The organism is Qipengyuania vulgaris, assembly GCF_009827325.1.
GTDB lineage: Bacteria > Pseudomonadota > Alphaproteobacteria > Sphingomonadales > Sphingomonadaceae > Qipengyuania > Qipengyuania vulgaris.
Genome location: NZ_WTYC01000001.1, coordinates 712,530 through 726,673, shown reverse-complemented (window position 1 = coordinate 726,673; position 14,144 = coordinate 712,530). Strand labels below are relative to the sequence as shown.

The following is a 14,144-nucleotide window of genomic DNA, read 5'->3' as shown; positions in this document are numbered from 1 at the left end:
GGTCCAGGTCACTCGGCGGGCGGTCCGTCCCAATCGGGACGGGCCGCCTTTTCCATGCCAGATACTCGGCAGAAAACTATCAGTCCGCGTTTGGGTAAAAAGACAAGAGCAGACCTTGCAATGCTGGCAATCGACTTAGGCTGAAGGTCGATGGCTGATCGCTCCAAGGGGAGCGGTCAGGCGCGAGATGCCCTTGCTCTTCATATAGCCGCATAATTCTCCACATCCGGCGCTTAGACCTTCTCCGCCGATCGCAACGGGGCGATGTTTCGAAGGAATTTCGGAGTTTGCCCATGGATATCGAAGCTATCGCACCGTTGAAACGGTGCGCAATTTACACCCGCAAGAGCACTAACCAGCGCCTCGAACATGATGTCAATTCACTGGTTACGCAGCGCGAAATCAGTAGCGCCTATGTCAAGAGTCAGCAGTACAAGGGTTGGGTCGAGCTGCCCAACCGATACGACGATGGCGGCCATTCGGGGAGCGGAATGGATCGCCCTGCGCTCTCGCAGCTCATGCAGCATATCGAAGCAGGAGAAATCGACGTTGTCGTGGTGTACAAGATCGACCGGCTGACCGGTAGCCTTGCCGATTTCGTTAGGATGATCGAGATCTTCGATCGCCTTAACATAGCTCTGGTCTCCATCTCACAGGCCTTTGATACTTCCGACAGTATGGGCCTGATGATCCTCAATGTGCTGCTTACCTTCTCCCAGTTCGAACGCGAGCTTATCGCGGAAAGGGTGCGCGACAGCATCCGCACGCGCAAGCGGCACGGGAAAATGCACGGTGGTTTGCCGCCATTCGGCTATGTTGCCACTCCTCAGGGGTTAAAGGTCGACGAGCCAGAAGCTGAGATCGTCCGGTTTATCTTCGACGAGTTTCTGCGGACACGGCGATACACCCGCGTCATGACGGCCGTTCGCGAACGGGGTCTTTGCAGCTCGGTCAAGTATTCGCCGCGGGGCAAGCCTCATAACCTGAAGGTCGCAGGTTCAAATCCTGCCCCCGCAACCAACCGACAAAATGATTAAACCATTTTTTTCATAGGGGTTTTTTCTTTGTCTGCGGCACGCATTTGACGCTCAAAACTCCCCCGTGATACACTAAAATGGAGTCGCACAGCGCTCACACAAACGCACACAAAGGGAGGCGCTTTGGAAATACATCGAATCTTAGGTGACAAGGTCCGCCTCTACCGCCGTGCGGACGGCGGTAACTGGCACTGCTCCACATACCTCGACGGCAAGGAGTGGCGCAAAAGCACGAAGCTGCGCAGCCTCGGTCGCGCCAAAGACGTTGCCGAAGATTGGTATCTGGAGCTCTGCGCCAAAAAGAGATTTGGCGAGCTCGAGTCCGGCAAAACCTTTGCTCAGGCCGCAAAGCAATTTGAAAAGAGTACGAAGCGATCACCCGTGGCCGGCGCAGCCCCAAGTGGGTGCAGGGCCACAAAGACCGGATCAGGCTTCATTTACTACCTCACTTCGAAAAGATGCCCGTTAAGAGCATCACCTCCGGCACCGCTCAGGAATACCGTGTGAAGCGGATGACTAAGCCGGAAGGCTGGAACGATGACGAGAAGGAGTGGAAGCCGCCTGCGCGCAACACACTTCACAACGAAGTCGTAACGCTGAGCATGGTGCTGAAGACCGCCTACCGTCACGGATGGATCGAACACGTCCCAGATCTTTCAGATCCTTACCGTCGCCAAACCAAGGTCGAACATCGACCCTGGTTTACGCCAAACGAATATAAGCTATTGTATCAGGCCACGCGATCCAACGCGGCGGACCCGCAGCGTCCGCACTATCGGTGGCATGCGGAGCAGTTGCACGACTTTGTACTTTTCGCGGCCAATACCGGGCTCAGGCCGGACGAGCTCAAACAGCTTGAATTCCGCGATTGTCCGTCGTCAGAACATTTGGCACAACTCGCGGCGTAGGCTTACGGAGTGTGGGCCTTGTCTGGGTTTGATGTTTAGGCGGCGAGCCTGCGGTGTTGCAAGCGCCGATGTTCGAGTGTCTGTCGCTTGATCCTTTCTCTTCGTTCGATGATGGCGGTTGCCCTGCCGAAGTAGGCATCGGCAGGCGTCACGTTTTTCAGGCTCTCGTGGTAGCGCTGATGGTTGTAGTGCTCGGCGAAGGCCTTGATCTGCTGTTCGAGATCGCCAGGCAGGAAGTAGTTCTCCAGCAGGACGCGGTTCTTCAGCGTCTGGTGCCACCGCTCGATCTTGCCCTGGGTCTGCGGATGGAAGGGCGCACCGCGTATATGATCCATGGCCTTGCCTTCGAGATAGCTGGCCAGTTCTCCGGCGATGTAACTGGGACCGTTGTCACTGAGCAGGCGCGGCCTGTGCAGGACATTGGCATGGTCGCAGCCTGAGGCGGTCAGTGCCATGTCGAGCGTCTCGGTGACGTCCTCAGCCTTCATCGTCGTGCAGAGCTTCCAGGCGATGATGTAGCGTGAGTAGTCGTCGAGCACAGTCGAGAGGTAGACCCAGCCCCACCCGATGATCTTGAAGTAGGTGAAGTCCGTCTGCCACATCTCGTTGGGCTGGGTGGTCTGGGTGTGGAACGCCTCTGCCGCCTTGATCACCGTGTAGGCCGGGCTGGTGATGAGGTCGTGGGCCTTCAGGAGGCGATAGACCGTGGCTTCCGACACGAAGTAGCGCTTCTCGTCGGTGAAGCGCACGGCCAGCTCGCGCGGGGACAGCTCGGTCTGCTCCAGTGCCATCTCGACGATCTGCTGCTGGATATCGTCTCCGATGCGGTTCCACACCCGGCTCGGCGCTGAAGGGCGGTCCTGAAGCGCCTCGGGCCCGCCCTCGAGGAAGCGATCGTACCAGCGGTAGAAGGTGCGCCTAGCCACACCGAGCTGATCCAGCGTGCGCTTGGCAGGCAGATGCGACTGCTCGACGATCCTGATAATCTCGAGCTTCTCGGATGCGGGATACCTCATTCGTCGTCACCCCCATCCGCGATCATGCTTTTTTTGAGCAGCCGGTTCTCCAAAGTGAGATCGGCCACACACTCCTTCAGATCGCGTGCCTCACGGCGCAAATCCTTCACCTCGTCCGTGGTCGCAGCACGCGCAGTATCGCCAGCCAGGCGACGCTTGCCGGCTTCCATGAACTCCTTGGACCAGGTGTAATACAAGCTCTGGGCGATCCCTTCGCGGCGACACAGCTCGGCGATGGAGTCATCACCGCGCAGGCCATCGAGCACGATCCGGATCTTGTCTTCTGCAGAGAAATGCCGACGGGTCTTGCGGCGGATGTCCTTCACCACCTGCTCGGCAGGCGATTTGGACCTTGAGGATTTGGGCTTCATCTTCGTTCCTTCGTCACTACGACGAAGCCCAAATCCTCCTTAAATCACAACCGCCAATCTGTGCCATAGGTGCTGACGGGGGACACCACACCGAACAGAGCCTTGCGTTGTTCCGCCGCAGCTTTGTCCAGGCAGATGGTGCCTATCAGGCATTCCGCGAGCAGGCGCGCAACAAGGGGCTTCGGCATGCGCAAAACGAACTCCTGAGACGGCCCTCCCAATTTGGCGAGGTCGCGCTTGCGCCTACCCCGGCGGACCTAGAGGCTGTGGCGCCTTCACTGCGAAGCATTCAATATACCGAGAAGAAGATGTTCGAGGTCCGCCTTAGCGCAGACGACACACTTCTTGAAGCTGCCGCGCTGGAACGGGCGATGAGCGAGCATGGCATCTCCGGTCCGCGGTGGCAGCATTCCGCCCGCGCAAGACAGAATAGTCTTGCCGCGCAGATCTCGGCAGGGCGAGACGCACTTGAACGCGCTTTGAGTGAACCCGATGGACGCAGGCTTATTCTGATGGCCGAGGCCCGCGCCGCGAGCATCAAGCTCGATCAAGATACCTACAGGCGTCTTGATCAACACCAGAGGACCAAACTCAAGGCTATTGCGGAAGCTTTAAAGAAACCTGAGAATGCGGAGCGCCTCCGCGCCTTGGAGAAGGCGCGGACCGAGCAAGAGCGAAAACCGTTCCAGGATCAGGCTGATCCTCGAAAGTATCAATACTATCAGCGATGAGCCCGCGCGCTTCCAGACAAGCGCCGGGCGGTATAAATTTCACAGTGGACGCTAACGCCAATCCGCCGCCCGACGCCGTGCCTCTCGAACCTATATTCGAGAGGCTCATTAATCCGAAGACCGGTGAGCAGGTAATTCGACCGCTTGCGCGTAGCGCCACTCGAAATGGCCGCATCTATTTCCAGCCCATGCCGCTCATCTTTGGTGTGCCAGTGCGCGCGAAGATGCCGGTGCGACGGAGCACAATGAGCTTGCCGCCACGCAGCGACGCCGACGGGAAGAACTATGTTTGGGGCGGGCACCTAGAAAAATGCGTCGACCCCGATACCGGGGCAATTTGGTATGAACCGGTGGTCTACATCGTCGAGCAAGCTGCGCATCCAAATGGACGGCTGGTGCCCAAATAGATCCATGTCCGAGGCAAATAAGTCGGCGACAGAGGAGCTTGGGAGCCCACATTCCCTCGTCCCGACTATGACGTTGGCGTCGACGCCGACTAAGTGAAAAAGGGCGTCTACGGGCGCCCTTTTTTCGATGGCTTTGCTCAATAGGGTCGCAATGCGAGAGGACCGATTTACCTTACCGGAATGCTCACCGCACCTGACGGAACGATATTGTGAGCTGGAGAGTGTCGTCACCTCGCTCAACCGATACTACGAAAATGCAGTGTGGCGGAGCTACGGGAGCGAAGTTCGAGCCTCGGGACTCCTGCAAACTGTTTCTTTGCACGATGAGCGCATAGCGACGCATCCTCGGATTTCTTACCGCGCGCCGAGCCTGGCGACCTTTCAAGAAAGGCTATGCTCGGAGCCGGTTCTCGTCGAGCGATGGGAGCAGTTCCTCGATTGGCAAGTCAACCCTGAGTGGGCCATTGAGATGGGCTCAAAATTGCTCGGCGAAGTGGCCCAATTTCGCAACAATGAAATAGTCAAGCCACGGATGGGGCATGTTGCGGGTTGGAAATACATAAATGTAGAGAATTCGCGGCTATGGCATCCGGAATTGAAGAATGTCCGAGCGCGTCGATCCTTTCCTCCGTTGTTGGAGGCGGTAATTCTATACGCGGTCTTCGTAATTTTTCATCCTTTAAAAGAAGGCAATGGACGTGTGGCGCGCGCAATTTTTCATGGAAATCTTGCAAATCGAGGAGTGATTTCAGCACCCTTTCTTCCGCTAGGCCCCATGATTTATCATTATGGAAACTCTTTCACGCCGGCATTCCGCGGCATGGCCCAAGACGGAAGATGGGAGGAATTTCTCCAATTCATGTTAGATCTCATCGAACTCTGCTGCCAATTCACAGCATTGGAGAGAGGTATCTCGGAGCTTTAGAATGACCAATTTTCGATCCCCACGTGTGCTTATCGTCGCAGAGCCCCAAGATCACACGGCCTACGTAATGGCATTTTTGCTGGAGAGGAGGGGTGTTCAGGTCGAATTCTTTATGCCAAGCCTCATTCCCTATTACGATGAGCAAACCACTTACGTGGGCGACGGGTGGTCATTCTCAACCGAGAGCCAAACGATCCTGGGTCCTGATGTCGTCTATGATACCGTCTGGCTCCGACGGACGGCGGGAGACTCCGTCAAGGAGTTTGAAATCCACGAAGATGATCGGCCATATATAGAGCAAATTCACAAAGCTCACCGGAAATCAATTCTGTCGATGATTGATGTTATGTGCAAGAATGCCGGGAGTCTGATGGTCAACGATTTTCCAGCTAAGATGATTGGAAACAGTAAGCATCTGCAACTGATTATTGCGGCACAACTCGGCTTGCAAATCCCACAGACCCTAATCACCAACTCACCTGAACAGGTGGAGCGCTTCCGTGAGAAAGCTCGAGGACGGCTCATTTGCAAATCGCTTCTTCCTCACACTTGGAAGGGAGAGCAATCGAGTTGGCACGCCTATTCGGCAATTTTCCCGCCACGTTCCTCGCGCACTGACGAAGCTGTAAGACTTCAGCCGGCTATCTTCCAACAATATATAGAAAAGAAGTATGAGGCGAGGGTAACTATCTTCGGGGAGAAACAATTCGGCATAGCGATCGAATCCCAGGGACATGAAAAGGCAATCGTAGACTGGAGAATGTCTGGTTTGAGTGGCGTAAAGTGCTATCCCTATGAGCTATCACCGTCCTTATTCGAGAAGTGCTTGCAGCTAATGAAGGAGCTTAACCTAACGTATGGGGCGTTTGATTTTATCATAACGCCTGACGATGAAGTTGTCTTCTTGGAAGTGAACGAGAGCGGACAATTCCTTTTCTTGGAGAATAAATGCCCAGAGGTTCCTATCACCGACGCGTTTTGCCACTTTCTGGCTTGGGGAACCCTAAGCGACTGGGATGCGTCCAGCGCCCAAAACCTGTTTCCCGATGTGCTGAGTGACCCGGAATACCAAAAGTACATTGAGCAGTTTAAGTTTTTCCCTAGCCCTGATTTGGGCTTTGTGACCGATATTGGTGAGCAGGTCCCCGCGCTTTCTGCTTAGCTATCTGGAGTGCTTTGTAATGGGATATGATCAGGTCCTACGAAGTGGCGCATTCCTGAGAATGTTTAGAACTGTGCCGATATCTCTTTGCCTCCTAGGGGCGGGTGCTTTGCATGCGGGGCGGACAGACGCCAGCAGCTTGGCGGGTCTACAAGGTTCATGGTACGTTTGTGCAGAAAGTCAGGCAATTTTCCGAATTGATTTGACCAAGGAGGAAGCGTGGAGTGCCTCTCTTCTTGCACCGTCTGAATATCTGACGGACGGAGAAGATTTTTGGCAGGTGTCCGGCCCCGCCGTCTCGCGAAGATCTCTTTGGATTGAGGAACAGGAAGGTACTCTCGCAATTGCGTTTGAAGATCCCGGTGACCCTGACAACCCCGACATCATCGAGTTAAGTCCCGTAGATCAAACCAAGGGGGAATTTTCATTTAAACTGCTACCCTTTGAGCCTTTCACCATGCTGAGGGCTCCGAGTGAGGGAAAATGCGCATTTGAAGATTGGGACTCAAACGCCCGCTATAGTCACCTTAGATTTCGCCCAAGTAACCGCGAAATCGCGTCGATCTTTGACGAAGACCAGCGCGAAAGAAGCGACGCTGCCTCGTTAGATGACCAAGGGCTGCATTTGCTGGCACTCCGGGATCGAGAAAGGCGGAATCGAGCAAAGAGTTTGCTGCGGGAAGGTCAATTGAAATCAGGAAGGGACTTTTATTTCGCTGCATTCATCTTTCAACACGGCGAAGAGCCATCGGATTATTTACAAGCACACGCTTTGGCGATGGTCGCACTGGCACGCGGTGAACCGTCCGCACGCTGGATTGCGGCAGCTTCCCTCGATCGCTTTTTGCTGGCGACAAATCAGCCGCAAATCTTTGGCACACAGTTCCAGGTTGAGGATAAAAAGCCGTCGTTGCGCCTCCCGTATGATCCTGATGTTATTTCTCCTCACGTCTTGGAGGCCTTGGGGGTTCAGAAGTCGCACTAGCGCTGTAAGGATGACAGTTCCAACTACTCGAATTTCGTGGGGGCCTTACCCGTGTATTGTGGGGCTTGATCCCAAGAATGTGATCATTAGGTGCGCCAATCTAATGTGCGCGGCTGAACGGAACTAGGGACGATCTCCTACTGCCTGGAACACGAAACTGCCGTTTCGCTCGTGTTCTCGAACAGTTCGAAGTTATGGTGCTTCCCAGACCAGCGCCGTGCCTAGGCGATCAAAATGTGAGATACGAACCTGCTCGGACATCTGTGCAAGTGCGAACTCCAATGGAACCGGGTCCGCAAAAACTAGGTGGCTCTCGACGTCGGTCAAATCGGCGACCTTGGTGAACCTCGCCACAGCGTCGATATTGCCGCGAAGAATTTCGACGCGATCAAGGTGTTTACGCAGATAATCGGGCTTTCCATTCTCACGGATGACGCCCCGGAAATCAGCGAGTTGCTCCGCCACTTCGCCGTAGGTCTTCCGAAAATGCACATCCTTGCACTCAACGATCAATACCCGGCGGCTGTTCGAATCCCATGCTAGAACATCGACGTCGCCGTAGTTCCTGTCTTGGCGCTCGCCCAAGATCTTGGGGATTGTCACCTCGGTCTCGGTGCACCATCCGAGTTCTCTCAAGCGCTCCGCTACTTTCAGCGTGAAATCGTGTCCTTTCTTGTCGGCAGCCTTGCCAGCCCAACGCTTCATTTTCGGCGAAAGCTGAGTTTGCGGGAACTCACCGCGAAGCAGATTTCCAAGCATATATTTGAAACTGTCGCGCATCTGGCCAGGAGCAAATATGAGCGTTGGATCGCTATCCTCATCAAGCTGGATCAATGGGCGCCGTAGTAGCGAAAGCTGTCGGCGGAAGCGCCAAGGATGCCGGTCGCGATCCTCGAACCCGTCAGGCGTTTCCCGCCATGTGGAACGCGGCAAGTGGATAAGTGCGTCTAAGAGGCTCGCGACGGAAGAGGAGGTAATTGGCCAAGCCCCGTCACCGATCGCTAGAAGTTCACTTTTCTTGAGCTGCTGAACAGCGGACTCCGCCTTGATGCCAATGTCTTCAATCGCATCTACGAGCGCTCGGGTTTCGTCAAAACCTGCGCCGAACTGCTCTTGCCACGCCTCAACGAATTCCGGGGAAAGAAGGTGTTCGGCTTTCGGTGTCGTTTCATATTCCGTCAACTGCTCGGGATAGCTCTCGGCATCTGATGCAATCCGCCGCTCATTCGTTACGTGCGCATGAGGCATGATGATGTCATCGATAAACCCAAACCTCGCATGGATGTCGCCTAACGGGGTGTGAATAGCCCCTAGATTTGTGGACGCTTTCTTTCCTAATTTTGAGGACAGGAGGCGACGATGGGGAAGGCTAATTTCAGCGATGAGTTCAAGCGCGATGCGGTGGCCCAGATCACCGAGCGGGGCTACCGGGTGGCGGAGGTTTCCGAGCGACTCGGCGTGAGCCAGCATTCGCTGTATGCATGGAAGAGACAGTTCGCAAAGCGGCCCGAAGATGGATCAAAGGACGCCGAGATCCGGCAACTGAAGCGCGAGCTGCAGCGGGTGACCGAGGAGCGCGACATCCTAAAAAAAGCCACCGCGTATTTCGCCAGGGATGCAAAGTGAGATACGCGTTCGTGGCCGAGCATCGCACGCTGTTCCCGGTGCGCGCGATGTGCCGGTGTCTTCGCATCCAGCCCAGCGGCTTCTACGCCTGGTTGAAGAACCCGCTGAGCAGACGGGCGAAGGAAGATGTTCGCCAGACTGCGATGATCCGGCAGGCGTGGGAAGACAGCGGCAAGGTCTATGGCTACCGCAAACTGCACGACGACCTGCTCGATCAGGGCGAGACCTGCTGCCCGAACCGGGTGGCGCGTCTCGCCAGTCGTCTGGCGGGTATTAAAGCGAAGATCGGCTACAAGCGCAGGCCGGGCAGCTATGGCGGCAAGCCATCTAGGGTGGTCGACAACACGCTGGCCCGCCAGTTCGATGTCGCGGCACCGGACAAGACATGGGTGACCGACATCACCTACATAAGAACACAGGAAGGCTTTGCCTATCTGGCGGTGGTGATCGACCTTTACTCCCGCCGCGTAGTGGGCTGGTCGATGCAGAACCGCCAGACCACCGACCTGGTCCTGCAGGCATTGCTGATGGCGGTGTGGCGCAGGAAGCCAAAAGGGAAGGTTCTGATCCACTCGGATCAGGGATCGCAGTTCACCAGCATGGACTGGACGTCCTTCCTGAAGGCCCACAATCTGGAGCACTCGATGAGCCGCCGTGGCAACTGCCATGACAACGCAGTGGTCGAGAGCTTCTTCAACCTGCTCAAACGCGAACGCGTCCGGCGGCGGACCTATCGCTCACGAGACGAGGCCAGACAGGATGTGTTCGATTACATCGAGATGTTCTACAACCCGATACGCAAGCATGTGAGAAACGGGATGCTGTCACCCGTAGAGTTCGAACGGCAGCAGATGATGAGCACCGAGGGCGTCTAGAAAACTAGGGGCTATTCAGTTGCGACAAGGTTTTGTCTGGCCGGCAGCCTACGAAGCGGTCTTTAGTTTGGAAGGGCTGAAGGCGCTCTTCACCGTCTTGCTCATATCCCTTGATCGATTGGCCGCTTTGCCGACGAAGCTGATGATTTCACTATTGCCAGTGAGTCCACGCCGCGATCGCTGGCCATACCGGACGATCCTCCACCGCAGAGCAAGTCGAACGACAATTTTGAGGCGAGTTTTCGACAAAGTCTTTGGTTCGAAGCGCCTGTCCGAATTGCGTGGTGATCGACCCAGGTTGATCATAGTCGCCTGTGAGTTGCGCGCAAAGGCTGCGTTCTACTTTACAAGAGAAAAGTTGCATTGCTGGCGATACGGTTCAGCGACCTCCGAAGATACAAGCCTGGCAGATGCAGTCGCAGCATCAGCAGCATACCCGTTGGCACTGCCAGCGCTTGATACCACCGTTGAGTTCGAGCGCAACGGAACAAAGCGCTCTGATCGGATCTCACTCACTGACGGAGGAGTCTACGACAATCTCGGCTTGATGCCGTTTTGGCCGGACCGCGATCACTCCATAAGCTTGGAGGTTGATCCGGTTTACAAATTGATCGCATGTCGTGCGGGCTACTCGCTGGATGTTGGCGAGCCCTCGTCGTTAATGCCAGCACGCATGGCAGCAGTTTTTGAAAGCATTTTTGCGAGGGCTCAGAACGCATCCACCACTCGGCTCTTCGATCTGCAACGAGCCGGAAGGATCGGTGGCTTCATAATGCCGTATCTCGGACAAGACGACGCGCGACTCTCGAACAAACCAGATGACTTTATATCCGGCGACACAGTTGCTGGTTATGGAACCAATTTTTCGGCGATGGATGATGAATGGATCGATCGCCTTTCTTTAAGAGGTGAGCAGCTCGTGGTCTCCTTGGTGAGCGAGCATTGGCCAGAGATCCAGGCGAAAAACTAGCGAACGAGGAGTTCTGAGGTCTGTCCGGTGGCAACCGCGATGCATGCCTTGATCTTCGAAAGTCGCCTCCTGAGAAAAGGTTTGGGCTATCCTCCGCGCTCGACACCTCTGGAAGTGTCTATTGAACAAATAGCGCGTGAGATGAAGCTCGCGCCTGCGGTAGCCGCCACATGTAAAAGAGAGAGGAGGGAGCTTTGCCTTTCCTGAGCCGGGGCATGCCCGTCCCGGCGATCAGGAGAGCTCCCATGACCAAGTCCCGCCGCACTACTTCGACTTCGCCAGCCCAGCGCATTACCGCCGCCATTATCGAAAAACTCGAGCAAGGCACAAAGCCCTGGGTCAAGCCTTGGCGCGGTGTGCCCGTCTCGCGGCCGTTGCGCTCCTGCGGAACGCCCTATCGCGGCATGAATACCTTCTGGTTGTGGATGGTGGCCGATGGCAACGGCTACGTCTCGCCCTATTGGATGACTTACCGCCAGTGTCAGGCGCTCGGCGGACAGGTCCGCAAAGGCGAGAAATCGACCATCGCGATCTTCTACAAGAACTACACCAAGGAGGTCGAGAACACCGAAGGCGAAGCTGACACCGAGTACCGGCGCGTCCTCAAAGCTTATGCCGTGTTCAATGCCGACCAGTGCGACGGCCTCCCCGAGTTCTATCATCCCAAGCCACTCATTGCCGCGCTGGAGCCCAAAGGACGCGAAGAGCGGCTTGATACCTTTTTCGCCGAGATCGGCGCTGACCTGCGGCATTCTGGAGCCCAGGCCTATTACGAGCCGCAGCGTGACCGGGTCACCATGCCGCCAGCCGAACTCTTCGAAGCCTATGACCACTACTACGCGACGCTTGCACACGAGCTGTCGCACTGGACGGGGCATTCTTCGCGGCTCGACCGCGATCTCAAGAACCGCTTCGGGAGCGATGCCTATGCTGCCGAGGAACTGATCGCCGAGCTGTCCTCGGCCATTCTCGGGGCCGAACTGGGTCTTCCGGTCACCCACCTCGACCATCACGCCAGCTACATCGCGTCCTGGCTCAAGATCCTCAAATCGGACGAGCGCGCGATCCTGACCGCTGCGGCCAAGGCCGAGGAAGCGGCCAGCCTGTTGCTTGATCTTGGGGGTCACCAATTCGGCGAGAGCGAGGACGATATCGACCTTGCTGACGCCGCCTGAGGAGCAGTGAGATGGGACGTTCCGTCAGTTATCCGACCGGCTCCGTGGTGGCCTTTCGCCTGCTTGATGAGGGCGAAGGCGACGATGTCGACTGGGTCTACGAGTGCCTCGTCGACGAGGTCATCGATAACACGAAGGCGACCTTTCCTTCTTTCGAGCGTTTCGATGGATGGCGCGGCCGCGAGGACAGAATCCTCTTGCGCAACGCCTTCGCCGATTGCGGCATATCGACCTATTGCGGCCTTGCCGCGATCTGGCTCGCCGAGCGTGACGATGCCCGGTACTGGGAGGCGGATTTCTACAACCCACGAACGGCGAGGGCACGGCACTGGCTTACCCAGGTGTCGGATAGGTTCATCGACCTGTTCGGGGATCTGCGCCTGGTCGGGCGGTTCTCGAATGGCGAAGCGATCTTCGAGCGCTCCCGATCGAAGTGCGACACCGGGTCCTGATCCTGCCTCATCCCAGTCCGCCGGGAGAGGCCCTTGGGCCGGTCGGGGCGCGCCGCAACCTGCGGCCCGTCGGCCCGTGTTACCCGCGCCAGCCTAGGGCCGCAGGTTTCCCGCTTCGCGGTGCGTCTCGCCCCTTGTCCCGGCCCTGATCGGGCTCCGGCGGACAGGACCGAGGCAATGGTGCCTCCTCGCCTTGTCCCCGCGATCAGGAGACACCTCATGTACGACAGCTTCATCGACCAGTTGAGCGGCCTCGATCTCTCAGGCCTCAGCATCAGGCCGGCCCCATTCAACGAGACCGACTTTCCCTGCGAGGATGCGATCGAACAGACGCTTGGCGCAGTCTGGTCCGACCTTTTTGCGATGTTTTCCGACACTGCCCTGGAAGCAGATGCCGAGGATATTGCCTGGGGTATGGTCAACCTTTTCCACCGCGCCGCCAGCCGCAAGTCGGCTCAACTTGACCAGGCCAGCGACGAGATCCGGGTCCTCCTTGCATCCGCCGATGGCTCCGAAGTGCATTCGAGCAATCTTGAAGAGCAGGTCGAGCGCGCGCAGGCCGCCGAAGCCAGCATGCTGGCCTTCGAGCAGATGCGCGAGGCTGCGGCAGCACTTTACCGCGACGAGACCGGTTCCTCGTGGAAGCCCGTTTCCGGCTCGCGCACGAGCCATTCGCGAAACCTTACCTCGGCCGTGATCGATGCCCGCGATTTCCTCCGCGCACGCGCCGAGAACCGGCGTAATGCCCTGATCCCGGAAGGCACTCCGGTGGTTTTCGCCGGTGGTCGCCAGAGCTTCGAAAGCGCCGAGGACGCGCGCGTTTATGCCGACAATATCTGGGCGACGCTGGACAAGGTTCGCGACGTGGTTCCCGATCTCTTCCTGGTCCATGGCGGCGACGGCAAGGGTGCCGATCGCCTGGCCGCCAGCTGGGCCGAACGCCGCGAAGTCCAGCAGCTGACCTATTCGCTCGATCGTCGGCTTGGTGCCCGCGCCGGGTTCAAGCGCAACGAGCAGATGCTCTCGCTCAATCCGCGTTATGTCGTCGCCTTTCCGGGCAATGGCGTCACCGAACGACTGGTGATCGATGCTAAGACGCGCCGGATCACCGTGGTCGATCGTCGCGGCCTCTTGGGCACTTCTCCTGGGTCCTGAGGGGCCCTTCATCATCTTCATCTGAATTGCCTGGATGTGCATTCAGCGCCGACCCGAATATGAACCGGTCATGCAACTTGACGTTCTGCTACAGCGCTACTTTGCCACCAGCGACCTTTCCGGGGTTGCCCCAGACACCTTTGCAGCCGGCATTGAACATTGCCGGGTCGATCTCGGCCTTGAGAAGGATCGGGGCAAGCGCTTTGCATTGTGGTCGTTCCTACACATGTTCGGGTCCGCCCCCGATCTCGATGTGGCGTTCGAGAACGAGGAAGACCGGGAAGCAGCCCGCAACTTCATGGATCTACTGGCGGCATCGGAAGGCGATGGAGCAGGCTGATTGCAGTAG

14 protein-coding genes and 1 pseudogene are annotated in these 14,144 nt (G+C 57.0%); 13 read left to right on the top strand and 2 right to left on the bottom strand.

The window, feature by feature from the left end:
* The first annotated feature begins 293 nt into the window (after positions 1-293).
* Both GRI69_RS03560 and GRI69_RS03555 read left to right on the top strand, forming a co-directional pair.
* A complete protein-coding gene (locus tag GRI69_RS03560) occupies positions 294-1,037 on the top strand; it encodes a recombinase family protein (protein ID WP_067695913.1) in 744 nt (247 codons plus the stop codon).
* 404 nt (positions 1,038-1,441) lie between these two features.
* On the top strand, positions 1,442-1,945 hold the full coding sequence (locus tag GRI69_RS03555) for a hypothetical protein (RefSeq protein WP_160726846.1): 504 nt from the start codon (positions 1,442-1,444) through the stop codon (positions 1,943-1,945).
* A 35-nt stretch (positions 1,946-1,980) separates the two neighbouring features.
* Here the strand turns inward: GRI69_RS03555 and GRI69_RS03550 are convergent.
* A pseudogene (locus GRI69_RS03550) lies at positions 1,981-3,332 on the bottom strand (IS3 family transposase).
* 107 nt (positions 3,333-3,439) lie between these two features.
* Between GRI69_RS03550 and GRI69_RS03540 the strand changes: the two are divergent.
* From GRI69_RS03540 to GRI69_RS03520, 5 genes are all read left to right on the top strand, one after another.
* The gene (locus GRI69_RS03540) at positions 3,440-4,063 is read left to right on the top strand and encodes a hypothetical protein (protein ID WP_067695897.1); all 624 of its coding nucleotides are present in this window, start codon (positions 3,440-3,442) and stop codon (positions 4,061-4,063) included.
* A gap of 245 nt (positions 4,064-4,308) precedes the next feature.
* Positions 4,309-4,470, top strand: coding sequence for a hypothetical protein (locus GRI69_RS16000; protein ID WP_237452907.1), 162 nt, complete (start codon positions 4,309-4,311; stop codon positions 4,468-4,470).
* 127 nt (positions 4,471-4,597) lie between these two features.
* Positions 4,598-5,395 (top strand): Fic family protein, encoded by a 798-nt coding sequence (locus tag GRI69_RS03530; protein ID WP_083508390.1) that lies wholly within the window; start codon positions 4,598-4,600, stop codon positions 5,393-5,395.
* A 1-nt stretch (position 5,396) separates the two neighbouring features.
* Positions 5,397-6,557 carry an MvdC/MvdD family ATP grasp protein gene (locus tag GRI69_RS03525; RefSeq protein ID WP_067695891.1) on the top strand — a complete coding sequence of 387 codons (1,161 nt, stop codon included), beginning with the start codon at positions 5,397-5,399 and terminating at the stop codon, positions 6,555-6,557.
* 19 nt (positions 6,558-6,576) lie between these two features.
* On the top strand, positions 6,577-7,542 hold the full coding sequence (locus tag GRI69_RS03520; protein ID WP_237452906.1) for a hypothetical protein: 966 nt from the start codon (positions 6,577-6,579) through the stop codon (positions 7,540-7,542).
* 192 nt (positions 7,543-7,734) lie between these two features.
* On the opposite strand, the gene GRI69_RS03515 is transcribed toward GRI69_RS03520, so the two are convergent.
* Positions 7,735-8,790 (bottom strand): hypothetical protein, encoded by a 1,056-nt coding sequence (locus tag GRI69_RS03515; RefSeq protein WP_067695885.1) that lies wholly within the window; start codon positions 8,788-8,790, stop codon positions 7,735-7,737.
* Between the two features lie 111 nt (positions 8,791-8,901).
* Here GRI69_RS03515 and GRI69_RS03510 point away from each other — a divergent pair.
* The 6 genes from GRI69_RS03510 (at position 8,902) to GRI69_RS03485 (ending at position 14,135) form a co-directional block, all read left to right on the top strand.
* A protein-coding gene (locus GRI69_RS03510) for an IS3 family transposase (protein WP_157075205.1) occupies positions 8,902-10,043 on the top strand; the annotation gives its coding sequence in 2 pieces (ribosomal slippage) (positions 8,902-9,139 and positions 9,139-10,043; 1,143 coding nt in all).
* Between the two features lie 19 nt (positions 10,044-10,062).
* The gene (locus tag GRI69_RS03505) at positions 10,063-11,013 is read left to right on the top strand and encodes a patatin-like phospholipase family protein (protein WP_157075204.1); all 951 of its coding nucleotides are present in this window, start codon (positions 10,063-10,065) and stop codon (positions 11,011-11,013) included.
* 245 nt (positions 11,014-11,258) lie between these two features.
* Positions 11,259-12,188: an ArdC family protein gene (locus GRI69_RS03500; protein ID WP_067695873.1), complete on the top strand. Its 930-nt coding sequence runs from the start codon at positions 11,259-11,261 to the stop codon at positions 12,186-12,188.
* Between the two features lie 11 nt (positions 12,189-12,199).
* Positions 12,200-12,640, top strand: coding sequence for a hypothetical protein (locus tag GRI69_RS03495; RefSeq protein ID WP_011413780.1), 441 nt, complete (start codon positions 12,200-12,202; stop codon positions 12,638-12,640).
* A 219-nt stretch (positions 12,641-12,859) separates the two neighbouring features.
* Complete coding sequence (locus tag GRI69_RS03490; protein WP_067695871.1) at positions 12,860-13,795, top strand: DUF2493 domain-containing protein; 936 nt, start codon at positions 12,860-12,862, stop codon at positions 13,793-13,795.
* Between the two features lie 70 nt (positions 13,796-13,865).
* The gene (locus tag GRI69_RS03485; RefSeq protein WP_067695868.1) at positions 13,866-14,135 is read left to right on the top strand and encodes a hypothetical protein; all 270 of its coding nucleotides are present in this window, start codon (positions 13,866-13,868) and stop codon (positions 14,133-14,135) included.
* Positions 14,136-14,144: the final 9 nt, after the last annotated feature.